28 protein-coding genes are annotated in these 19,413 nt (G+C 43.8%); 17 read left to right on the top strand and 11 right to left on the bottom strand.

What is annotated here, in order from left to right; genetic code table 11:
• Window positions 1-103: 103 nt before the first annotated feature.
• From PSV17_RS13535 to PSV17_RS13525, 3 genes are all read right to left on the bottom strand, one after another.
• Entirely contained in the window at window positions 104-994 is an 891-nt protein-coding gene (locus PSV17_RS13535; protein ID WP_300483583.1) for an NRDE family protein, read from the bottom strand.
• Window positions 995-1,075: 81 nt separating this feature from the next.
• The gene (locus tag PSV17_RS13530; protein ID WP_300483580.1) at window positions 1,076-1,705 is read right to left on the bottom strand and encodes a glutathione S-transferase family protein; all 630 of its coding nucleotides are present in this window, start codon (window positions 1,703-1,705) and stop codon (window positions 1,076-1,078) included.
• A gap of 144 nt (window positions 1,706-1,849) precedes the next feature.
• The gene (locus PSV17_RS13525) at window positions 1,850-2,455 is read right to left on the bottom strand and encodes a DUF4202 domain-containing protein (RefSeq protein WP_300483578.1); all 606 of its coding nucleotides are present in this window, start codon (window positions 2,453-2,455) and stop codon (window positions 1,850-1,852) included.
• A 211-nt stretch (window positions 2,456-2,666) separates the two neighbouring features.
• Between PSV17_RS13525 and nifV the strand changes: the two genes are divergently transcribed.
• The 17 genes from nifV to PSV17_RS13440 all read left to right on the top strand — a co-directional run bounded on the left by nifV (window position 2,667) and on the right by PSV17_RS13440 (window position 14,513).
• A complete protein-coding gene (nifV, locus tag PSV17_RS13520; protein ID WP_300483575.1) occupies window positions 2,667-3,803 on the top strand; it encodes a homocitrate synthase in 1,137 nt (378 codons plus the stop codon).
• Window positions 3,804-3,848: 45 nt separating this feature from the next.
• On the top strand, window positions 3,849-4,187 hold the full coding sequence (locus tag PSV17_RS13515; RefSeq protein WP_300483573.1) for a nitrogenase-stabilizing/protective protein NifW: 339 nt from the start codon (window positions 3,849-3,851) through the stop codon (window positions 4,185-4,187).
• Between the two features lie 156 nt (window positions 4,188-4,343).
• On the top strand, window positions 4,344-5,189 hold the full coding sequence (locus PSV17_RS13510; RefSeq protein ID WP_300483570.1) for an electron transfer flavoprotein subunit beta/FixA family protein: 846 nt from the start codon (window positions 4,344-4,346) through the stop codon (window positions 5,187-5,189).
• Between the two features lie 15 nt (window positions 5,190-5,204).
• On the top strand, window positions 5,205-6,296 hold the full coding sequence (locus tag PSV17_RS13505; RefSeq protein ID WP_300483568.1) for an electron transfer flavoprotein subunit alpha/FixB family protein: 1,092 nt from the start codon (window positions 5,205-5,207) through the stop codon (window positions 6,294-6,296).
• A 147-nt stretch (window positions 6,297-6,443) separates the two neighbouring features.
• The gene (locus tag PSV17_RS13500) at window positions 6,444-7,742 is read left to right on the top strand and encodes an FAD-dependent monooxygenase (RefSeq protein ID WP_300483566.1); all 1,299 of its coding nucleotides are present in this window, start codon (window positions 6,444-6,446) and stop codon (window positions 7,740-7,742) included.
• Window positions 7,739-8,035: a ferredoxin family protein gene (locus PSV17_RS13495; protein ID WP_300483564.1), complete on the top strand. Its 297-nt coding sequence runs from the start codon at window positions 7,739-7,741 to the stop codon at window positions 8,033-8,035. The genes PSV17_RS13500 and PSV17_RS13495 overlap by 4 nt, the downstream gene beginning before the upstream one ends.
• A 12-nt stretch (window positions 8,036-8,047) precedes the next feature.
• Window positions 8,048-9,322, top strand: coding sequence for an FprA family A-type flavoprotein (locus PSV17_RS13490; protein WP_300483562.1), 1,275 nt, complete (start codon window positions 8,048-8,050; stop codon window positions 9,320-9,322).
• Between the two features lie 52 nt (window positions 9,323-9,374).
• Window positions 9,375-9,734 carry a 2Fe-2S iron-sulfur cluster binding domain-containing protein gene (locus PSV17_RS13485; protein ID WP_300483560.1) on the top strand — a complete coding sequence of 120 codons (360 nt, stop codon included), beginning with the start codon at window positions 9,375-9,377 and terminating at the stop codon, window positions 9,732-9,734.
• 9 nt (window positions 9,735-9,743) lie between these two features.
• Window positions 9,744-10,028, top strand: a complete 285-nt coding sequence (locus tag PSV17_RS13480) for a 2Fe-2S iron-sulfur cluster-binding protein (RefSeq protein ID WP_300483557.1) — start codon at window positions 9,744-9,746, stop codon at window positions 10,026-10,028.
• Between the two features lie 44 nt (window positions 10,029-10,072).
• A complete protein-coding gene (locus PSV17_RS13475) occupies window positions 10,073-10,396 on the top strand; it encodes a (2Fe-2S) ferredoxin domain-containing protein (RefSeq protein WP_300483554.1) in 324 nt (107 codons plus the stop codon).
• Window positions 10,386-10,871 carry a hypothetical protein gene (locus PSV17_RS13470; protein ID WP_300483552.1) on the top strand — a complete coding sequence of 162 codons (486 nt, stop codon included), beginning with the start codon at window positions 10,386-10,388 and terminating at the stop codon, window positions 10,869-10,871. Before PSV17_RS13475 ends, PSV17_RS13470 begins: the two co-directional genes overlap by 11 nt.
• Entirely contained in the window at window positions 10,868-11,227 is a 360-nt protein-coding gene (locus PSV17_RS13465; protein WP_300483549.1) for a hypothetical protein, read from the top strand. Before PSV17_RS13470 ends, PSV17_RS13465 begins: the two co-directional genes overlap by 4 nt.
• A 109-nt stretch (window positions 11,228-11,336) precedes the next feature.
• A complete protein-coding gene (modA, locus tag PSV17_RS13460) occupies window positions 11,337-12,107 on the top strand; it encodes a molybdate ABC transporter substrate-binding protein (protein ID WP_300483546.1) in 771 nt (256 codons plus the stop codon).
• A complete protein-coding gene (locus PSV17_RS13455) occupies window positions 12,104-12,517 on the top strand; it encodes a TOBE domain-containing protein (protein WP_300483544.1) in 414 nt (137 codons plus the stop codon). The genes modA and PSV17_RS13455 overlap by 4 nt, the downstream gene beginning before the upstream one ends.
• A complete protein-coding gene (gene modB / locus PSV17_RS13450) occupies window positions 12,504-13,172 on the top strand; it encodes a molybdate ABC transporter permease subunit (protein WP_300483543.1) in 669 nt (222 codons plus the stop codon). The genes PSV17_RS13455 and modB overlap by 14 nt, the downstream gene beginning before the upstream one ends.
• Window positions 13,169-14,044 carry an ATP-binding cassette domain-containing protein gene (locus PSV17_RS13445; protein WP_300483540.1) on the top strand — a complete coding sequence of 292 codons (876 nt, stop codon included), beginning with the start codon at window positions 13,169-13,171 and terminating at the stop codon, window positions 14,042-14,044. The genes modB and PSV17_RS13445 overlap by 4 nt, the downstream gene beginning before the upstream one ends.
• 175 nt (window positions 14,045-14,219) lie before the next feature.
• Window positions 14,220-14,513 carry a 2Fe-2S iron-sulfur cluster-binding protein gene (locus PSV17_RS13440; protein ID WP_300483538.1) on the top strand — a complete coding sequence of 98 codons (294 nt, stop codon included), beginning with the start codon at window positions 14,220-14,222 and terminating at the stop codon, window positions 14,511-14,513.
• 92 nt (window positions 14,514-14,605) lie between these two features.
• Here PSV17_RS13440 and PSV17_RS13435 read toward each other — a convergent pair whose 3' ends face one another.
• The 8 genes from PSV17_RS13435 to nifX form a co-directional block, all read right to left on the bottom strand.
• Complete coding sequence (locus PSV17_RS13435; RefSeq protein ID WP_300483537.1) at window positions 14,606-14,935, bottom strand: hypothetical protein; 330 nt, start codon at window positions 14,933-14,935, stop codon at window positions 14,606-14,608.
• Window positions 14,936-14,997: 62 nt separating this feature from the next.
• The gene (locus PSV17_RS13430) at window positions 14,998-15,783 is read right to left on the bottom strand and encodes an ankyrin repeat domain-containing protein (protein ID WP_300483535.1); all 786 of its coding nucleotides are present in this window, start codon (window positions 15,781-15,783) and stop codon (window positions 14,998-15,000) included.
• A gap of 11 nt (window positions 15,784-15,794) precedes the next feature.
• Window positions 15,795-17,468 carry a SagB family peptide dehydrogenase gene (locus tag PSV17_RS13425; RefSeq protein ID WP_300483532.1) on the bottom strand — a complete coding sequence of 558 codons (1,674 nt, stop codon included), beginning with the start codon at window positions 17,466-17,468 and terminating at the stop codon, window positions 15,795-15,797.
• A gap of 13 nt (window positions 17,469-17,481) precedes the next feature.
• Window positions 17,482-17,877, bottom strand: a complete 396-nt coding sequence (locus tag PSV17_RS13420; protein WP_300483530.1) for a nitrogen fixation protein NifQ — start codon at window positions 17,875-17,877, stop codon at window positions 17,482-17,484.
• 13 nt (window positions 17,878-17,890) lie between these two features.
• Window positions 17,891-18,196, bottom strand: a complete 306-nt coding sequence (gene fdxB / locus PSV17_RS13415) for a ferredoxin III, nif-specific (RefSeq protein WP_300483529.1) — start codon at window positions 18,194-18,196, stop codon at window positions 17,891-17,893.
• Between the two features lies 1 nt (window position 18,197).
• Window positions 18,198-18,404, bottom strand: coding sequence for a CCE_0567 family metalloprotein (locus PSV17_RS13410; RefSeq protein ID WP_300483527.1), 207 nt, complete (start codon window positions 18,402-18,404; stop codon window positions 18,198-18,200).
• 27 nt (window positions 18,405-18,431) lie between these two features.
• Window positions 18,432-18,935, bottom strand: coding sequence for a NifX-associated nitrogen fixation protein (locus tag PSV17_RS13405; RefSeq protein ID WP_300483525.1), 504 nt, complete (start codon window positions 18,933-18,935; stop codon window positions 18,432-18,434).
• 55 nt (window positions 18,936-18,990) lie between these two features.
• Window positions 18,991-19,395, bottom strand: a complete 405-nt coding sequence (gene nifX / locus PSV17_RS13400) for a nitrogen fixation protein NifX (RefSeq protein WP_300483524.1) — start codon at window positions 19,393-19,395, stop codon at window positions 18,991-18,993.
• Window positions 19,396-19,413: the final 18 nt, after the last annotated feature.

Here is a 19,413-nt window from a genome sequence, read left to right as displayed (position 1 = left end):
ATGTTTTGAGAGTGGCTGTAATATTCAAGCTGCATAACAGAACGGTTCGCTCAATCTGAATTTTCATTTTGCATCCCGTTAATCAGCACCTTTATTCAGTACCTTAATCGGCACCGCCAGAAAATGCCGATTCGTCCATCGTCCAATGTTCTATAACGCAATTGGTTTGATTGCCAGCCGCGTCAAAACTGCGCTCTTCAAAACGTACCTTGCCGTCACGCGCCATCACCAGCACTGTGCTTGAGCGCGTGCCATGCGCTTCGCCCATGACAAAGCAGGCTGAAAGCCGTGCTTCTTCGTCTTTGTCCACACCAGTATTAGGCAAACTATTACTGTAGCAAGTGCGGTCAGCCAGCATGGCAAAGCTCGCGGCAAAAATATCTTCTGCTTTAAGTTCACTGCCGCTTGGTTTTGGCAATGCGCTTGCACCGCGTGCTGGGGATTTATCTAATCTTGGGAAAGCCCCCAGTGGAATGCTAAAGCCGCCATTGCTGAGTAGATACGGGCCAAGCAATTGCTCAAGTTCTACGCACTTAGGCCAGCGCTCGTCTAATAATCCGTTCGAGATGGTATGCACGCCATGCGTCACCGCCAGTGGTTGGCGCGTGTTAGTGCCAGCGTAATACACTTGGCGTGTTGTGCCGACCAGCAAGTTAAACGGGGGATGGCTACCGCGGTTACGTTGAAACTGTCGTACATGCGTGACTGGCGCATCTTCCGATGCCAAAAAATCTACAGTGAGTTGTTCAATGGGGGGTAGGGCAGTGTCGATAGGCTGATTGTCACGAAAAGATGTGACAGCAGCAAAACGGCCGTCTGGCAGAATGCCAAACCATGCGCCACCATTTGTTTCATCACGCCCTGCAAGGCAATTTGGAGCATCAGCCCACCATTTGGCTGGCGCTGTTTTATTATCGTGGCGCCCATCCTGATTCATTAGTACGATCAGTGGAAAGTAAGGGTGCGCGCGACTGGCAATAGCGATAATGCTCATGAATTGTCTCGTTTGTCGTGAATGTAGGGTTTTGTAGCCATTAAATTTGATTAAGCAAAAATCATGCTTAAGTGTGTTTCGCTAAACCCGATAGCCCTCCTCCAATAAAACCTGCCGCACCACTGGCCGTTGCAACATGCGCTGGTAGTGTGCTTGGCAGTTGGGTGGCAAGTCAACTTTAATTTTGTCCGCCCAAAACTCAACATAAAACAAAGCCGCATCGGCAATGCTGAAGTTGCCGACCACATACTCTTTATCCGCCAGCAGCGCATTCATCACCGCAAACCCTTTTTCGACAATCTCGCGACCACGTGTCTGAATCACCGCATGGTCAGCTTTGCCAGCACTGTCATTGGTGCTGTAGTTAGCCGTGGTGAAAATGCGCGTGTAGCCTTGCCCGTGAATCGTACCAACCACATAATTCATGGTTTCCAGCACGCGCGTTTCACCCTCTATATCGTCAGGCAATAGCTTGGCTTTTGGATAGCGCCGCGCAAGCCACCATGCAATGGCTTGAAAGTCGGTGATGGATGACCCATCATCGCGCACCAGTGTTGGAATGGTGGCTTTGGGGTTAATGGCAAGATATTCAGATTTAAATTGGTCACCCGCCATGAGATTGACCAAATACACCTCAAATGGCAGTTCCAGCGTTTCAAGCAGAATGTGAATGCCAGTCGAGCACGAACCTGGGGTCATATAAAATTTCATGGGGATGCTTTCCAAACAATGTTGTATTGCCGACAAAAAAATATCGGTAACAACAGAGTAAGCATTTGGTGTGCCAGCGTTTGAAAAAAGCTGTCAGCTAGCCCAGATAGGCTAGCTGACTGATGTGAGATATGAGATGTTAGCTTATACCGTTTGAATGGACTTAAGAATCAGTGGTACTAATGCTTCTGGCAGTTGAATTTTGCCAGCCAAGGCAAATTCATGCGCACGTGGCGACATTTTTAGCCATGTTTTTTTTATGATTTGAATCCATTTAGCTTCATCATATTCTGGGTGGCTGGAAGCAAATGCAAACATATAGTATTGAATAAACACCAAGCCAGCAACGTCTTCCGTCAGCTGCGTTTCAGGGTTTATTTTCAAACCTTTTTTGCCAATATTGGCCTGAACAAGCGTAATGCTTTCATCGTCATAACCCACCGATTTCATCAAATTACCTGCTGTTTCAGCGTGAAATTTGTATAAACCTGTACGCCATTGCAAATAACCTTGCCTATCCATTGGGTAGTTGCTTCGTGGCGTTTTCCAACGCTGAATATGCTGCGCACGCACAGATAGTTTTAAGGTTTCAGACGCTTCTGGTATGTAGATTTCTAGCATGTCAGTCATGCGCTGCGCATAGAGTAATTCTTTTGGATACTCCTTACCGTTGAATACTTCGAGGTTGGGGTCTTCTGCATTGGCTTTGTCAAAAGCTGCTATGGCAGAGTGGTAGCGTTGCTGTGTCATGGGTATTTCTCGTTAATTGATATAGATATGTACTTGATTGGTTAATATCTTACTTCATTCACAACAAATAGTTTCTAGCTTTGTAATAACTGTTACAAACCATACAATCCGCGCAACAACCTAACTTGTTGTAAATAAACGTCTTTTTCATTGGCATGTTTGATGCTTAATTTGTATTAAGTGAATCAAAGGATGTCAGTGAGAATATATTGTGCCAACGATTACGCCAATTGTGAATGATACTACCCTACGTGACGGTGAGCAGACTGCTGGCGTGGCGTTTACACGCGCTGAAAAGCAATTAATTGCGCTTTCGTTGGATACCATTGGCGTGCAGGAGCTTGAAATTGGTATACCAGCGATGGGTGAAGCGGAGATTGAAGATATTCGCGCTATCGTTGATTTGAATCTAAGTAGCCGTCTAATGGTATGGGGACGGATGACGGAGGGGGATTTAGCAGCATGCCTAAAAACAGGTGTGAATATGGTTAACCTGTCTATTCCTGTTTCTGATTTACACATTGAACGCAAATTGCGAAAAGATCGTCATTGGGTGCTCAATCAAGTTTCGTATTTTGTACAAAAAGCCTGTGATTTAGGTTTGCAGGTTTCGGTGGGCGGCGAAGATGCCTCACGCGCTGAACAATCATTTGTTTTACAAGTGTTGGATACCGCTCAACGAGCTGGTGCAAGCCGTTTCCGCTATGCAGATACTTTGGGTGTGTTAGATCCCTTCGTCACACATTCAAGAATTGCCGAACTGGTCGCCGCGACAGATATGGAAATTGAGATGCACGCCCACGATGATTTAGGCTTGGCGACGGCTAACTCGATTGCGGCCATCATGGCAGGTGCTAGTCATGTAAACACTACTGTGAATGGCTTAGGCGAGCGTGCCGGCAATGCGCCGCTTGAAGAGGTGGTGATGGCCTTGTGGCGTATTCATGGCGTAGACACGGGAATTGATATGCAAGGTTTCCCCTCGATTTCTAAATTAGTGGCTGAGGCTTCAGGCCGTTCTGTAGCGGCTAACAAAAGCATTGTTGGCGAGGCAGTTTTCACCCACGAATCAGGCTTACATGTAGATGGCCTTTTAAAAGACCCAAGCACTTATGAAAGTTTTGACCCGGCAGATGTGGGTCGGGATCGCCAACTCGTGCTCGGTAAGCATTCTGGCGGACATGGTTTGAAGTATGCCTACGCTCAGTTAGGTATTCATTTGCTCGAAATAGAAGCGCCGATGTTAATGGCGCAGATACGCCAGTTTGCCAATAACAATAAACGCATACCGCAAGCGGATGACTTGCGGAAAATGTACCTCGAAATCACCCATAGCACTCAGCATTAGATTGATACACTTTTCACTTAACCCCTATTATTTTTTGGAGTCACCATGAGCCAGTTATTAAATGCAATGCAAAAGTTTTCAGCGGCAGAAGAGTTTTTTGATTTTTTAGGTGTGGATTATGTGCCACAGGTGGTGCAAGTAAACCGCTTACATATTTTAAAGCGCTTTCAGCAATATATCGGTCGTGACCCAGTGCCAGAAGGCTTGTCAGCAGAAGCTGAACTTGAAGCTTACAAAGCAAAGCTACAACAATCTTACCAAGACTTTGTGGAATCAAATTCAGTGGCAGAAAAAGTCTTCAAAGTCTTTCAAGACAAAGCTGGTGTGCAAACTGTGAGCGTAAATAAGCTAAAACAGACATTGGTTGAGCGTGGTACAGCGTAAATTGTCAGGTTTGCTACAAAATATAAAGCTTAGCCAATAGCACTATAACTAATTGTATTTAAAGTAAATATTTATTTTTAAGTCGATTGGCACAAAGGTTGCTGATAGTGAATCGTAAAGTGGCTAATAGGTCACTGGTTAACAAACGGAGTTGATATGCATATTGTAGTTTGTATTAAGCAAGTACCTGATAGTGCGCAAATTCGCGTACATCCAGTGACCAATACGATTATGCGTCAAGGTGTCCCTGCGATTGTGAATCCCTATGATCTTTTTGCACTAGAGGAAGCCTTAAAGCTAAAAGATAAATACGGTGGACGCGTGACCGTGCTTACTATGGGGCCGCCGATGGCAGAAGCCGCGCTTCGCAAAGCCATTTCATACGGCGCTGACGATGCAGTGTTAGTGACAGATCGCGCGTTTGCAGGGTCTGATACGCTGGCTACTAGTTGTGCGCTGGCTTCAGCCATTACGCAAATTCACAAAGATATGCCTGTGGATTTAGTGTTCACTGGCAAGCAAACGATTGACGGAGATACCGCGCAAGTTGGCCCTGGTATTGCCAAACGTCTAAACATGCAACTCTTAACTTACGTTTCAAAAGTGCGTTCAGTTGATTTAGAAAACCATGAAATCACAGTTGAACGCCGTTCTGAAGGTGGTGTGCAGTTACTTAAAACCAGCACCCCTAGCTTAATTACCGTGTTGGAAGGCACTAATGAAATGCGCTTTGCCACTATGACGAATATGTTTAGAGCATCGCGCTACCAAATCAGAGTGTGGAATCGTGAGCAGGCAGGAATTGAGGATGTCACCTCAGTTGGCTTGAAAGGTTCTCCTACTGTGGTTTCTAAAGTATTTGCACCTACGCCCAGAGCGGTTAAAGCAGAAATTATCCAGTGTGAAGGGAATGACCCCAAAGAATTGAGTGTGACTTTGCTGGCTAAGGTATTTGCTAAATATCCGAAACTAGAAAAAGAAATCGCTAAACGTGCGGTATGAAAGAAAGGTTAAGTCATGAGTGAAGCTCCAGAAGTTAAAAAGCCAATGGGCAAAAAGCGCATTGAGCTTGACGATAGACTAAAGGCTTATAAAGGCGTTTGGGTTTTCGTTGAGCATGAACGCGGCAAAATTCATCCAGTATCGCTGGAATTATTGGGCGAGGGCAGAAAACTCGCTGATAGTTTAAGTGTGGAATTAGCTGGCGTTGTGATGGGTGAGCCTGGTGAGGTAACTCGTAGCTTTTGCCAAGAAGCATTTACCCACGGCGCTGATTTATGCTACTTGATGGAAGATGGTTTGATGACGGATTACCGCAACGAACCATTTACTAAAGGTTTAACAGACTTGGTAAACAAATATCAGCCAGAGATTTTACTGTTAGGTGCAACAACCTTGGGCCGCGACTTAGCTGGTAGTGTTGCAACAACCTTAAAGACAGGCTTAACGGCTGACTGTACCGAATTGAATGTAGATATAGAAGCGCGTAGTTTGTTGGCAACACGCCCAACTTTTGGCGGTAGTTTGCTTTGTACCATCCAAACACTTAATTATCGTCCACAAATGGCGACAGTACGCCCTCGTGTAATGCCAATGCCTGATGCAGATACATCGCGTACGGGTCGCATTATTGAAGACACTTTGGGTATGTTTGAAAAAGACATTATTACCAAGGTGTTGGAATTTATACCAGACGCTATGCAAGACAAACCACAACTGCCATTTGCTGACATCATTATCTCAGGTGGTCGTGGGATGAAAAAACCTGAAAACTTTAAGTTGATATGGGATTTAGCCGCAGTATTAGGTGCTGAGGTCGGTGGAACAAGACCAGTTGTTCAAGCTGGCTGGCTTGATTTAGAGCGTCAGGTAGGGCAGTCAGGTAAAACAGTACGGCCTAAACTGTATATCGCAGCGGGTATTTCCGGCGCCATTCAACATCGCGTAGGAATGGATGCCTCAGATGTGATTATTGCCATCAATAGTGACCCGAATGCTCCCATTTTTGACTTTGCGCATTACGGTATTGTGGGTAACGCTATGACAATATTACCGATGCTGACCGAAGCATTTAAAGCGCATTTGGCAACCGCAAGAAAGGCAGGTTAATCATGGATACATCTAAAAATTCATTTTTTTTCGCCATACGGTGTTGCTCGCGAAAAATGCTTCCTTACATATCAGACATATGCCGCGTCACCATTTTCCGCTCGCGCCTAGTCTGCCTTCAAAACTTGAATTTTTAGAGGAATCCAAATGGCTGAAAAATTTGATGTCATCGTTGTTGGTGCAGGGCCTTCAGGCAATGCAGCTGCACTGAAGTTAGCTGAATCAGGCTTGAGCGTGCTGCAAATTGAGCGCGGTGAATCACCTGGCTCTAAGAACGTGCAAGGTGCGATTCTTTATTCAGATGCCTTAGAAAAGTTAATCCCAGATTTCCGTGATGATGCGCCATTAGAGCGTCATGTGATTGAACAGCGTATGTGGGTACTCGATGATGATTCATTCGTAGGTACACATTACCGTTCAGACAGCTTTAATAAAGAGCCGTACAACCGTTACACCATGATTCGCGCCCAGTTTGACAAATGGTTTTCAGAGCGCGTACAAAAAGCAGGGGCTTTGCTGATTTGTGAAACAACAGTATCACATTTACTACTAGATGGTCAGCGCGTGATTGGCGTAATGACAGACCGTCAAGGCGGTGAAATTTATGCAGATGCGGTGATTTTGGCTGATGGCGTGAATTCACTTTTAGCTAAAAAAGCAGGTTTTCATCCAGAGTTAAAACCTAAAAACGTGGCGCTGGCAGTGAAAGAAATTCACTTTATGCCGCAAGAGTTGATTGAGCAGCGTTTTGGTGTAAAAGGTGATGAAGGCGTAGTGATTGAGATGGTGGGAAAGATCACCAAAGGCATGATGGGTACAGGCTTTTTATATACCAATCGTGAGTCTATTACGATTGGTGTAGGTTGCATGTTGTCTGATTTCAAAAATCAAAAAATCACACCCTACGAATTATTGGAACAAATGAAAGCACATCCTTCCATTAAGCCAATGCTTGAAGGCGGTGAGATGAAAGAATACACCGCACATTTGATTCCTGAAGGTGGCTTTAACGCTATACCAAACTTGTACGGGGATGGCTGGATGATTGTTGGTGACGCAGGCATGTTTGTAAATGCCGTGCATAGAGAAGGCTCTAACCTCGCCATGACTACGGGTATGCATGCGGCTGATACCTTGATTGAGCTGAAGAGCGAAGGCAAAGAGTTTAGCGCTGCCAACTTAAAACGCTATAAAGCGCGTCTAGACGAAAGCTTTGTGATGAAAGACATGAAAAAGTATAAAAACATGCCAGATGTTTTCCATACTAATCCGCAGTTCTTTAACGATTATCCAGATTTAATTTCACAAGCCGCTCGCACCATGTTAACGGTAGATGGCGTGGATAAAAAGACCAAAGAAAAACAAATTCGCAAGAGTTTCAGTCAACGCCGCTCACTGTTTGGCTTAATGGGTGATGCATTTAAGTTATGGAGGGCATTCGAATGAGTGTCGTTGTAAAAGTCGAAGAAAAGCTGTTTCAGAACCGCTACAAAGTAGATTCTGGCCGCCCACACATCAGCATTATCGATGAAGATAAATGTCGCAATCATTGTGAAGCTCAAGCTTGTACCGTATGTTGCCCCGCTGCTTGTTGGACTGCAGAGGCCAATGGACAAGTAACCGTGATTAGCGATGGCTGTTTGGAGTGTGGCACTTGTCGCATTATTTGTGATGAGCATAGTAACGTCGCTTGGGAATACCCAAGGGGTGGTTATGGCATATTATTTAAATTCGGTTAGTTATTTAACACCATGACCAAATCGCCAGTATGGCTTTCAGAGCGGGTGCAATGGATAGGGGCTTTAGACCCTGATATGCGTAGCTTTGACATCATACTTAAAACCCCAAACGGCACGACGTACAACGCTTATGCGGTGCGTGGTAGCGATGGAGTGGCGGTGGTCGATACCGTTAAAGCCGAATGTGCCGATCAGTTTTTCGAGCGATTAGAAGCGGTTGCTCGGTATGATGAAATTAAGGTCATCATCCTTAATCACTTAGAACCAGACCATACAGGCGCATTGCCAGAGTTGATGCGCCGTGCGCCACAGGCTAAATTATATATTTCCCAATCAGCGCAATTGATGATTAAAGCATTGCTCAATCAACAGGATGTGGAATTTACTTCAGTTGGCACTGGTGACACGATTAGCCTAGGCGACCGTACGCTTAAATTCTTGCACACGCCTTATTTACATTGGCCAGATACGCAATGCACTTATTTAGAAGAAGAATGTATTTTATTTTCTGGTGATGTATTTGGCTGTCATTTTTGCGATGAGCGTTTATTCAATGACAAAGTAGGGGACTTTCGCTTTGCCTTTGAGTATTACTACGCACACATTATGCGGCCTTTCCGTGAGCATGTAATTAATGCGCTACAACTCATTGAGCCTTTGCCGATTAATATCATTGCACCAACCCACGGACCGATATTACGCGATAAGCCAACCAGTTATATACAACGCTATCGCGATTTAAGTGGGCAGGGCTTACAAAGTGAAGTGAATGCGGACGAGAAGACTTTATTGATTTTCTACATCAGCGCTTATGGCAGTACCACGCAAATGGCACGAATGATTCGTGATGGTGCTGAACAAGTTGCAGGGGTGCGTGCTTCATTGTACGACATGGAAGGTGGCGATTCCGACTTGTTTGTTGATTTGGTTGAAGACGCTGACGGCATTTTAATTGGCTCTCCCACCATTAATGGTGATGCCGTAAAACCCGCATGGGATTTGGTTTCATCCTTTGCCAAGATTAATGTGAAAGGCAAGCTAGCTGGTGCTTTTGGTTCATTTGGCTGGTCTGGCGAAGCGGTTCGCATGTTAGAAGACAGAATGCGTGGCTTAAAGATGCGCTTGCCACTAGATGGCGTGCGCATCAAGTTGATTCCTTCATTAGATGAACTAGAGCAATGCCGCAAGTATGGACAAGAAGCTGGCGAGCACTTAATGGGTGTGAATGCGCCACGTGTTATCGATATGGCGACATTGCTTGCTTCACGCAAAGAATTGATCAATTAAAGCAATACTAATAATCAAATACTGTTAATGCAACAAAAATAGGAAGTGAATTATGGCCAAAGCAAAAGTTACATTCTCTGACGTCAACGTGACAGTCAATGTCCCAGTCGGCACGCGAATTATCGAAATATCAGAAGCGGTTGGTTCGTATATCGCTTACAACTGCCGCGAAGGCGATTGCGGAGTTTGCTTGTTTGAAGTGATTAAGGGCAAAGAAAATATGTCGGCAATCTCTAAAGAAGAGAAAGCCGTGCTGCTTGCTCGCTATCAAGAAATCATGGACGGGTGGCGTGCCACAAAAGACATTGATGCTTTACAAGCAAAAATGCAGCGTGAAAATTTCATCGGTAAAAATTGCCGCCTTGCTTGTCAAACGCAGGTTTTTGGTGACGTTGTCGTCGCACCTTTGTAAGGAAAGATTATGCCTAAATATAATATTACATTTGCTGACATCAAAACAACCGTAGCCGTACCACGCGGAACGCGCATTGTTGAAGTGGCAGAAAAAATCGGTGCTAGCATACCGTTTGGCTGCAAAGAAAATGACTGTGGTGACTGTATGGTTGATGTGCTCGAAGGCGCGGCAAATCTATCTGTCCCTTCGCCGCTTGAAATAGATTTACTTAAACAAAAGTTTGCCAAACCGAATAACCGCCTTGCTTGCCAAGCGATGGTCTTAGGCGATGTGACAGTTAAGCCAGCATAACTTACTAATACAAAAGAATTTGCCAAAATATAAAAGGAAACATGATGCCAAAACCACCTAAACAAGTATTTGTATGCAATCAAGCGCGACCACCAAACCACCCACGTGGCTCTTGCCAAGGCAAAGGTGGCAACGAGATTTTGCAGGCTTTTTGGGGACAATTACAAGCCCGTAATCTATGGGAAAAATTTGCTGTGACTAATTCAGGCTGTCTTGGCCCATGTGACAGTGGCCCAAATGTGTTGGTTTATCCTGAAGGAATTATGTACGGCGGCGTCACTAAAGAAGATGTCGCGGCAATCATTGATGAACATTTGCTTGGTGATCAAGTAGTGGAACGCTTAAAAGTACCTGAAAGTGTCTGGTAATCAATCTTTAAAGGGGTTTGTCGCCACAGAAGACTTGCCGCCACGCATCCTAGGTTACCTTAATGCAGCGGCTTGCTCGCATGATTGGCGTGATGCGGAATCATTGTTATTGAGAGCGCAAGCGACCGACCCCGATTGCTTGCAAGTTTACTATACCCTTTATAAGTTTTATTTTAACCATAAGCGATTAAGTGACGCTGAACGGCAAACTTGTCTTGCGCTAGATGCTGCTGCCAGGCAGGCTAAGATTGAGGCTGACTGGCGTTTACAAAAAAAAGACAGTTGCGATTGGTCAATAGTTAGTTCGCCGCAGCATTTTTATTTGTTTAGTTTGAAAGCGTTAGCCTTTATTCGTCTGCGCCAACTACGTATTGCAGATGCGAATGTAATTTTGGCCAAACTGCGTGAAATCGATCCTGATGACTCTGTTGGGGCTTCAGTGATTGAATCTTATGCTACAGGAGCCTCTGTATGACGATAGTATCTGGTGCAATGCTAGGTATTTTGCAAGAAGCGGGTAATTCGATTCTGATTATGACAGAGGGGCTTGAGTATGATGAATTTTTTGCTAGCCGTATTACTCAGCAAGAGGTCTTAAGACAACTTCGTGCAATGACCGATACCACGTTTAATTTACCTTATGAAATTAAGCAAAGAATGATAGAAATCGATTGGGAAGCTTGGTCAGCTTTAAGCATTCAGTTTATGAAAACAGACGAGTCTATGAAAGATGCGGTTTGGTTTGCTGTACGTTCATTAGTACCAGCCACTTTGTTGTGGCTAAGAGTTTTTCATAAAAGCTCACCTGAATTATTCTCATTTGTGGATTAATATAGACGAAAAATATGTGGTATACACTACATATCTTGGGTTTTGTGTGATGACGAATGAGAAGGTTTTTGATGATAATGCTTAGATGTGCTTTTAACAGGAAAATAGTTTGAAAAATCTAATTAAAGCGTTATTAGTCATTAGCATGTTGACCGCACCGTTCGCTAACGCAGAGGTTTTGACTGTTGCAATAGCGGGAAATCTAAAATATGTATTCGATGACCTTGCGGTAGCGTTTAAAAAAGAAACAGGAATAGAAACGCAAAGTGTGTTGAATGCCTCTGGTAAAATTGCGACACAAGTGCGCAACGGTGCGCCTTTTGATGTATTCATGTCTGCCGATATGGATTTTCCAAATGGCTTGTATAAAGATGGCTTTGCCACCACAAGGGCTAAACCTTATGCCTATGGTCAACTGGTGTTATGGACTGATAAGGGTGTAGATTTGAGTAAAGGCGTGGCATTTTTGGCAGATAAAAGTATTGTCAAAGTAGCCATTGCTAATCCTAAAGTTGCTCCATTTGGCAAGCAAGCCCTTAAGGTTTTAGATTATTATAAAGTGAGGGCTGTTGTTGAACCAAAGTTGGTTTATGGTGAAAGCATTTCGCAAGTCAGCCAATATGTTGATGCCAAAGTTGTGGACGTAGGCTTTAGCGCAAAATCTATCGTATTAGCATCTGAGGCTGCCGGTAAAGGACAATGGGTGAATGTGCCACCTGAAAGTTATGAACCGATTGCGCAAGGGATTGTAATTCTGAAGCACGGCTCAGAGGTCAATGGTGATGCGGCACGTAAGTTTTACGACTTTGTTATGTCAGCTAAAGCACGTGAAATTTTTGCAAAGAATGGATATGCAGTGAAAGCGTTGAAAGTACCTTGAATAGCTTAAAAGGCCAGATTGTAGCAATAGACAGCAACAACCACATGTCATTGGTAGACGTGGCGGTTGGTCAAGATGTATTTACGGCGACCTTGTTAGAAACGCCTGCAACAGCAGACTATTTACAAGTAGGCAGTGAAGTGACGTTATTGTTTAAAGAAACCGAAATTGCACTGGCAAAGAACTTAAGTGGAATGATTAGTTTACGTAACCGTATTCCAGTAGTCGTTAAGAATGTTGTGCGTGGGGACATTTTAAGTGCGGTAACACTTGATTATGCAGGCAAGCGCTTGGTGAGTGTGATTACTAGCCGAGCGATTGACCGCTTAGAGATTAAACCGGGCGACCCATTAGAAGCGCTAATAAAAGCAAACGAGATTGCATTAATGGCGGGTCATGATGACTTATGATATTCAACCATTAATACTCACTTTTAAGTTAGCTACCGTCACCACGGCGATTTTACTGATCATTGCCATTCCTTTTGCTTGGTGGTTAGCTAACACTAAAATTCGCTTTAAACCAGTTGTTGAATCGCTGGTGAGCATGCCATTAGTGCTTCCGCCTTCTGTACTGGGGTTTTACTTATTGCTCGCATTTAGCCCAGAACATTGGTTTGGTAGTTGGCTGGATAAAGAACTAGGTATTAGACTAGCCTTTAGCTTTGCAGGCTTAGTCATTGCTTCCGTTATTTTCAGCTTTCCTTTTATCGTGCATCCTGTTCAGGCTGCTTTTCAGAACCTGCCAAAGTCGCTAACAGATGCTGCAAAAGTATTAGGAAAATCAAATGTGCAGATTTTCTTTCGCGTTTTATTACCCAATATTAAACCCGCTTTGATTTCAGGCACCGTGTTAGCTTTTGCGCATACGGTAGGTGAATTTGGCGTGGTGATGATGATAGGCGGCAACTTACCTAATTCAACTCGAGTGGCGTCAATCGCCATTTATGATGAAGTGGAATCATTACACTATGACGTCGCCAATTTCTATGCGGGCGTACTAGTATTGTCATCGTTTGCTATTTTGATGGTTGTTTATATGGTTAATCGTAAGGCGCGTAAATGATAAAGGCGCAGATTAATAAACGGCTCATTGGCGCAAATGGAAGCTTTGAGTTAGATGTTGAGTTGCAGATTGCCAAAGGCGAATTTGTTGCACTGTATGGGCCATCAGGAGTAGGAAAAACTACACTATTACGCTGTTTGGCTGGCTTAGAACAAGCTGACCAAGCCAACATTAAATTTAATGGAAATACCTGGGTTGATACGCGCCTACGCATTAATCTTGAACCTCAACTGCGTAGAGTTGGTTATATGTTTCAGGACTACGCTTTATTTCCTAACATGACCGTGCGAGGCAATGTGGAGTTTGCCTTACGCAAAGGCAGCAGCACGCATCGCATCAACGAGCTCATTGAGCTGATGAACCTTGGTGAGTTGCAACATCAAAAGCCAGAAACACTGTCTGGCGGCCAAAAGCAACGCGTTGCTTTAGCGCGTGCTTTAGCCTCAGAGCCTAGTTTATTATTGCTTGATGAGCCATTTTCAGCCTTAGATACAGAAATGCGAAGTCGCTTACATAATGAGGTGTTAAGGCTGCAAAGAAGCTTGGGGATTACAACAATTATCGTGAGCCACGATGTAAGTGAAGTTTATAAACTCGCCAAACGTGTTTTTGTAATGGAAGCAGGGCGTATTGCACAACATGGCACCCCAGCCGATGTATTCAGTGCGGGGCAAACCAGCGGGAAGTTTCGGTTTACAGGCGAGATTCTTGCGTTAGAACCCATGGATGTTTTGTATTCATTAACGGTGTTAGTGGGCAATCAAATTGTTAGAGTGGTTGCCATGCCTGAAGAAGCACTCAAGTTAAGCGTAGGAGATGCTGTGATGCTGGTATCAAAAGCATTTAATCCGATGATATTAAAACTTGAATAATCATATAGATTACTGCCATAACGTTTTAACAAGCCTTATTCACTTAAAAAACGCGCTTTAATTTAAAGCTGGTATAGCCTTTGCTTTTAGTCATATATGCACTACTTTTAGGTGCTTCTGTTGTTGCGTTTGCGACAAATTAGACAAATATTTTATGATTAAAGGAGTAAAAGCAATGCCCTCAATTACTGTTCAACCTTCAGGTAAAATCTATCAAACTTCATCTGGAATTAGCATACTTGCAGCTTTATTGGCTGGCGGTGAAACAATTGCGCATAAATGTGATGGCAAAGCTGAATGTGGCTCTTGCCATATTTCAGTAATAGAAGGTCGTAAAAGCGTCTCTAAAATTAAGCCTGCAGAAAATGAGCGTTTAGATATGACTGTGGGTGTAGGTTCTAAATCTCGCCTTGCCTGCCAAACAATTGTTGGTGAAGAAGATTTAATCATTGAAATACTGAGCGTGTAAACTTAAGTTTTAATATGGCGGATTCAAATTATAAAATCCGCCATACTCTACAGCCCTCAATAATGAGTTATTTTTCACGTGCGCTAGTTAACTTACCTGTTGTGCGCTGCCATCAACATTTCTGATACAAACTCAGCTCTTGATTCGGCATTATTCACCTTTTTATTCTGCTCGCACCAATCAAACAGTTCTTGCGGAGTGATGTGAAACTCTAAGGTGCGCGCTCCTGAGCGTTGCAAATCTCTTCGAGCAGTTACAGCCATTGCTTCCCAAGCTGAAAATGACTCTTCAAAACATTCAGGGTCTGACGCTGCGGCTTTTACAATCAACCAAGTTTCGTCGGTGTACCAAGTAACACCGATAATCATAGATTGGGTACGCTTCTTAGCCCTAAGACGTTCAAGCAATGAGGGTTTTCTCATAATCATTGGTTAACGATTTGAGTTGTTGTCTCGACCATATAAAAACAACATTAAAATAGTCATTAAGATGCAGTATGTCTTAACAATTTAAGGCACTCCTCGCTTGCAGCAAGCTCTATGGCAAGATAATCGTCATCATTACGAATAAATGGATCTGCTCCATGATCTAACAGTAGTTTTGTTAACTCATGTTTGCCGCTTGATGCGGTATACATCAAAGTCGTGGCGCCTGTGACATTGCGGTTATCAATATCAATGCCAGCTTCGAGAAATAGCTTAATAATCGCCAAGTTTCCAGATACGCAGGCTAACCACAAAGCGTTGTTGCCGTCCAAGTTGCGCATATGAATATTAACGCCTAATGCGAGCAATTCTGTTACCAAAGACTCATTGCCAAATAAGGCTGCGCGCATCAGTGGCGTTAAGGCATGATGCCATGGTGAATTTAGGTCTTCTGCGTCAAATTGATGTTCTTCAATGAACTCTGTTAACGTGACGCTAGATTGAGAATGTAATTTCGGAGTTTCTGAAAGCGCTGGTACAAGAGCCTCGTAGCCACCATCGACACTATAAACTTCATTATATTGAAAGTCTGCAAACATGCTGGCATACACTTGGCTAGCATTGCCGTGGTAACAGTAAATCATCACTGGCACGCTTTTAGGTAAATTGGCGATGACTTCGCCAAAGTCATGCTCGGTCAGATGGTCTGTGCCAATAATGTGGGATTTTTGATAACTTGCAGCATCTCTAGAGTCAAAAAGTGCCAGTGGTTTAATGCCGGCTCTGGCGCGTAGAATAAGGTCAGATGCATGTTGAGGTGAAATACGTTGGAATGCGGTTCTCATGATATTCTCGCTTAAGTATTGGTTAATGAAAAGGTTGGAACATTTTCAATGCGCGTGTCGTCAAGCGGCAAACCCACAGTGAAGTGATAAATGGTTTGAAATGTTTCATCGGTCAAACCCAGTAGCTCGTGAATTGGGTCATCAAAAAAACAACCAATGCCAGTGCCACGCAAACCAAACATTTCCGCTTGTAAATAAAGTACTTGGCCTATGAACCCAGCTTCTCTATGTATGCTGCGATAGCCACTGGGGTTATCGACAAGCACTGCGTTATACTCAGTTAACATGCCAAGTGCAAAGCAGGCATTAGAAGCAATGTCTTGATGACAGTGAAGGCTACGTGCAATACGGTTTAAATCACTCACTGGAGACGGTGTAAGAAACTGTAGATTTAAATGCGCGGGGACATTCGTAACAGGCTCATACTCAAAATTCTGTTTTAAAAGACCATCCAGTTGCGGGCTAAGTCTTGGTGTTCGAGTGAGTAGATAAAGTCCAGCTTTAAAGCTTTCTACGCGATGTACAAAAAGAAATAGATTGATGCTTGGTGCTGATGTTAATGCATTCCACGGGGCAGTATCTTTTGGCAACAATGCCTCAAGCATCGCGATAAAATCCTGCGCGGGCATCACATGGTTGGCATTAAAGCGTTGCGCACTGCGGCGGCCTAGAATTACACTGGCCGCACTTATTAGGTTGTTTTTGGTGCTGGCATTAATAATATTTGTAGGGAGCTTCGTGCTCAAGTTTGAATTATTTGCCTTATACCTTGAGGCAAGTGCTACTTCATCAATAATAGGCCAGCGATAGAATGGATGAGCATCGATGGTAGATGCGATTCCATGCCATTGTTCTGGTGGGGCAGATTTAACCATATGTGGCTGTTGGCTGTTGAATGACACTCCCAGCAATACTACCGCCTCTTCACGCTCAGTTTCAACTTGACGGCTTGCTGGAAAATCTGCACTTCTATCTACACCTAGCAAATGTGCTAATGCGTCCGTTGTAATGTCGGTTTTTTCGGTCAATGACCAACCTAACACTTGTGCGGCATAACTTAACGAGCCAATCGCATGACCTGTATCTAATTGGCAGTATCGAAATGCGCGCTCACCATATTTCCATGCTTCGCGCCACATGACTGTACTTAGCCCGATTTGTAGTGAGGGTGAGCTATCCGCCTCAAACCTTAATTCCGCACGACATTCAAGTGCATGGCTGTCTGGGCAGTAATGGTAGACACCATCAACTACGCCTTGCAAGCCGCCCACTATCACATAGGCTTCAATCGGGTGAAGGTTACCGCTAGAAGGGTTAGCACGTACTGCCCAGCGATCAGGCCCGTATGATTTCCAAGCGGTAATGCCAAGTGCTAATTGTAGTAAAGCCCCCAAAGTACTTAATGTGTAAGGTAAAGGTTGAATTGCTTCGCCTAATTCGCCAAATGGCCGCTCAAGCGCAGCTAACAGTGCAGGTTCTTTTAGGCTTTCATTAAAGTTTGGTAATTGAATGTTTGCAGTATTTTCAAAATGCCGAAAAGGGGCGGGCTGTGCATCCCAATCAAGTGTTTCTGGGCCTTGTGCGTAAGCAGTAAATTGATGTTTTGTACGCTGGTGATACGCACGAACTGTTGCCAAAGAGTGGTTGTTGATTACCGTATTTGTTATGCTAGGGTCGGGATTCATGATGTCACGCTGCTTAGTCCTCATTGCCAAAGCATTGTTGATAATCTACACACTCGCCACAAGACGGCGATTTGCAGATAAAAATATCCTCGCGTTCGCATAATTGCTTATAGAAGAACTTTTTCCACTTCATATCTCCCGTGTTTTTAGCCGCGAGTGTGGGGAAATAGTACAGCATTAAGTCTGATAATGCCTGACGATTTGGCAACTGCATATCTTGCCATAAATGATTACTACCCATGCAAGCGTCCGCCACGTAAGCCACCACATGCAGAGTTTCGTCGCTTGCATCACGACCATGCTCTTTTAGTAACTTTACGATGTCATCATATTCATCAATATGCTGATGCTCAGGATGCTGATGCACCTGACTAGCTTTGCGTAAAATATGAACTGGCTGAGCTTGCATGGTGATGTTTTATTTATTCAGCTGCTGGGCCATGTGTGTAGCATTTCTTAGGACAAATTTTAGAGCAAGCTTCACAACCTACGCAGTTTTCTGGGTGGGCAATCGTCATAATCATTCTCACGTATTCATCAGCATCTTCATCGTCTTCGGTAGCCACTGCAATTCTCTCGCCATCTTCATCAATTCCAACCAATTGCAGTACATCGCGACCACAAACTTTGAAGCAACGACCACAACCGATGCATTTTTCTTCCTCAATTTCTTGAGCAAACTGTGGAATCCATTCCACGCCACTTGGTAAGGTAATGGTGTATGCCATATTAGCCTCCTACGCCTGCAAGTCTTTTGCGTGCACTTGTTAGTTGTTCATAGGCATTAAAAGTTTTTTCGGCTATTTCAGGAATTTTCTCCCAGCCTATCGGCAAATCTTCAGATAAATCATGCAAGTCCATTTTTAACTGTGTGGCTTGGCCATTTAACTTTTTGATTTCAGCTTTTATTGCATCAATTGCTTCTACTTCTGTCATTTCTTGTACTCCTTAACTATTTTTCTTTTAGCTATAATTAGCCACTTCAGGAAATTTATGTATCATCTCAACAGCAGCAGATACAAACTTTTCACCTTCAGCAGCTAACTTCTCAATCGTTTCAAAACCAAATCTATGAACATCGCGCAGTTGCTTATTCACTACCACTAAGCGCCCAGCAGTCAGAATCATTTTGCCAAAACCTTCATGGTGCATCTTCATCATTGGCGATACCATATTCTTCGTTTCACGTTCGATAGCAAGCCCAACCGCATTGTAAAAAAGCTCTAAACGCCAAATAGTTTCAGGATCTGGGTCGCCAATAATTGGCATTTCTTTACGTTGTTCTTTGGTGATAAGGTAAGGCGCAAGTAAAGTTGCATCATCTTTACCTTCCCAAGCGCCATGCGTGTCTTGTGCGCGCCACTGTTTGATAAGCTCCAATACAAATGGAGACTTCCAAGCGTCAGAAATTACTGTTTCAGAAATGGCTGTTGGTGTTTCTGCAACTGCGGCAGCGGTAGATGTCATGTGTTTCTCCTAATACTTACGAATAAATTTACTAAGTAATTAAATGCAATTACTATTAAATGGTCTCTTCATCAAACTCAAATGTGCGTTCTTGATCGCGCATCATGGCTTTTCTTAAGAATGGAGGTGGGGTGCCATTAAGCACATCACGTAGTTTTGCTAATACCTCTTCAATCACTTCTGGCTCTGAAACTTTGATTGGATGAATTTTATGTGCGACGACTCTAGCGGCAGCAGAACCACCAATCGCTGCCACATATAGCAAAGCACAGTCTTTAATGGCCTCTAGTTTTGGTGCTAACTTATCTTCGTCACCATCTTGTTTTAAGTCGCCATCAAACTGCACGGTTTCAATAAAAGTCCAATCCTTTTGCGTAAGTTCATAAATCGAAATATTCTTAGCCCAGCCAAAGTGGGCATCCACGCGTTTGAGGTCTTGTGTTGAGAATGCGACTTTCATGTGTGTCTCCTAATAAAT

It is taken from the genome of Methylotenera sp., from assembly GCF_029946165.1.
GTDB lineage: Bacteria > Pseudomonadota > Gammaproteobacteria > Burkholderiales > Methylophilaceae > Methylotenera.
The sequence above is the reverse complement of the archived record's forward strand: the minus strand, read 5'-3'. Positions and strand labels throughout refer to the sequence as shown.

What these genes read in the sequence shown, in the direction of transcription:
- PSV17_RS13535 (WP_300483583.1), bottom strand. Translation starts at nt 994, where the DNA reads ATGAGCATTATCGCTATTGCCAGTCGCGCGCACCCTTACTTTCCACTG.
- PSV17_RS13530 (WP_300483580.1), bottom strand. Translation starts at nt 1,705, where the DNA reads ATGAAATTTTATATGACCCCAGGTTCGTGCTCGACTGGCATTCACATT.
- PSV17_RS13525 (WP_300483578.1), bottom strand. Translation starts at nt 2,455, where the DNA reads ATGACACAGCAACGCTACCACTCTGCCATAGCAGCTTTTGACAAAGCC.
- PSV17_RS13515 (WP_300483573.1), top strand. Translation starts at nt 3,849, where the DNA reads ATGAGCCAGTTATTAAATGCAATGCAAAAGTTTTCAGCGGCAGAAGAG.
- PSV17_RS13510 (WP_300483570.1), top strand. Translation starts at nt 4,344, where the DNA reads ATGCATATTGTAGTTTGTATTAAGCAAGTACCTGATAGTGCGCAAATT.
- PSV17_RS13505 (WP_300483568.1), top strand. Translation starts at nt 5,205, where the DNA reads ATGAGTGAAGCTCCAGAAGTTAAAAAGCCAATGGGCAAAAAGCGCATT.
- PSV17_RS13500 (WP_300483566.1), top strand. Translation starts at nt 6,444, where the DNA reads ATGGCTGAAAAATTTGATGTCATCGTTGTTGGTGCAGGGCCTTCAGGC.
- PSV17_RS13495 (WP_300483564.1), top strand. Translation starts at nt 7,739, where the DNA reads ATGAGTGTCGTTGTAAAAGTCGAAGAAAAGCTGTTTCAGAACCGCTAC.
- PSV17_RS13490 (WP_300483562.1), top strand. Translation starts at nt 8,048, where the DNA reads ATGACCAAATCGCCAGTATGGCTTTCAGAGCGGGTGCAATGGATAGGG.
- PSV17_RS13485 (WP_300483560.1), top strand. Translation starts at nt 9,375, where the DNA reads ATGGCCAAAGCAAAAGTTACATTCTCTGACGTCAACGTGACAGTCAAT.
- PSV17_RS13480 (WP_300483557.1), top strand. Translation starts at nt 9,744, where the DNA reads ATGCCTAAATATAATATTACATTTGCTGACATCAAAACAACCGTAGCC.
- PSV17_RS13475 (WP_300483554.1), top strand. Translation starts at nt 10,073, where the DNA reads ATGCCAAAACCACCTAAACAAGTATTTGTATGCAATCAAGCGCGACCA.
- PSV17_RS13465 (WP_300483549.1), top strand. Translation starts at nt 10,868, where the DNA reads ATGACGATAGTATCTGGTGCAATGCTAGGTATTTTGCAAGAAGCGGGT.
- modB (WP_300483543.1), top strand. Translation starts at nt 12,504, where the DNA reads ATGATGACTTATGATATTCAACCATTAATACTCACTTTTAAGTTAGCT.
- PSV17_RS13445 (WP_300483540.1), top strand. Translation starts at nt 13,169, where the DNA reads ATGATAAAGGCGCAGATTAATAAACGGCTCATTGGCGCAAATGGAAGC.
- PSV17_RS13440 (WP_300483538.1), top strand. Translation starts at nt 14,220, where the DNA reads ATGCCCTCAATTACTGTTCAACCTTCAGGTAAAATCTATCAAACTTCA.
- PSV17_RS13435 (WP_300483537.1), bottom strand. Translation starts at nt 14,935, where the DNA reads ATGAGAAAACCCTCATTGCTTGAACGTCTTAGGGCTAAGAAGCGTACC.
- PSV17_RS13430 (WP_300483535.1), bottom strand. Translation starts at nt 15,783, where the DNA reads ATGAGAACCGCATTCCAACGTATTTCACCTCAACATGCATCTGACCTT.
- PSV17_RS13425 (WP_300483532.1), bottom strand. Translation starts at nt 17,468, where the DNA reads ATGAATCCCGACCCTAGCATAACAAATACGGTAATCAACAACCACTCT.
- PSV17_RS13420 (WP_300483530.1), bottom strand. Translation starts at nt 17,877, where the DNA reads ATGCAAGCTCAGCCAGTTCATATTTTACGCAAAGCTAGTCAGGTGCAT.
- fdxB (WP_300483529.1), bottom strand. Translation starts at nt 18,196, where the DNA reads ATGGCATACACCATTACCTTACCAAGTGGCGTGGAATGGATTCCACAG.
- PSV17_RS13410 (WP_300483527.1), bottom strand. Translation starts at nt 18,404, where the DNA reads ATGACAGAAGTAGAAGCAATTGATGCAATAAAAGCTGAAATCAAAAAG.
- PSV17_RS13405 (WP_300483525.1), bottom strand. Translation starts at nt 18,935, where the DNA reads ATGACATCTACCGCTGCCGCAGTTGCAGAAACACCAACAGCCATTTCT.
- nifX (WP_300483524.1), bottom strand. Translation starts at nt 19,395, where the DNA reads ATGAAAGTCGCATTCTCAACACAAGACCTCAAACGCGTGGATGCCCAC.